Source organism: Bartonella sp. AD328YNZD (genome assembly GCF_042196425.1).
The window spans coordinates 1-566 of record NZ_JBHIQG010000845.1 but is presented as its reverse complement, the minus strand read 5'-3'; the positions used below and the strand labels follow the sequence as shown (position 1 = coordinate 566).

Here is a 566-nt window from a genome sequence, read left to right as displayed (position 1 = left end):
TCAAATGGTGGCTTTGTTCTTCCACTTGTAGATTATCTTTCGGTTCCACCACCGTCTGTTAGGGATGCAAAACTTTCACCTGCTTCTTTAAAAGCAAATTCTCAGGAACTTGAAGGGGTTTTGTTAGATTTTGGGGTCAAAGGGAAAATTATAGATGCCTGTCCTGGACCGGTGGTTACTTTATATGAATTTGAACCGGCTGCTGGCATTAAGTCTTCTCGTATCATCAGTCTAGCAGATGATATTGCGCGCTCGATGCGCGCGATTTCTGCTCGTGTTGCTGTAGTTCCAGGGCGCAATGTGATTGGAATAGAATTGCCCAATGCAAAGCGTGAGATGGTTTATTTAAGAGAAATTGTGCAAGCGCAGGAGTTTATTGAAAGCAAAGCAAAATTGGGGCTTGCTTTGGGTAAGACAATTGGGGGAGAAGCTGTTATTGCGGATTTAGCAAAAATGCCTCATCTTTTGGTTGCTGGTACAACAGGATCAGGAAAGTCTGTTGCTATCAATACAATGATTTTATCTCTGCTTTATCGGATGACACCTGAGCAATGTCGTCTCATTAT

The 566-nt window shown here is 42.6% G+C and carries 1 protein-coding gene; it reads left to right on the top strand.

Going from position 1 to position 566, the window contains the following annotated elements; all coding sequences use genetic code 11:
• A partial coding sequence (locus tag ACFIO3_RS15370; RefSeq protein ID WP_375704812.1) for a DNA translocase FtsK occupies positions 1-566 on the top strand: 566 nt, incomplete at both ends.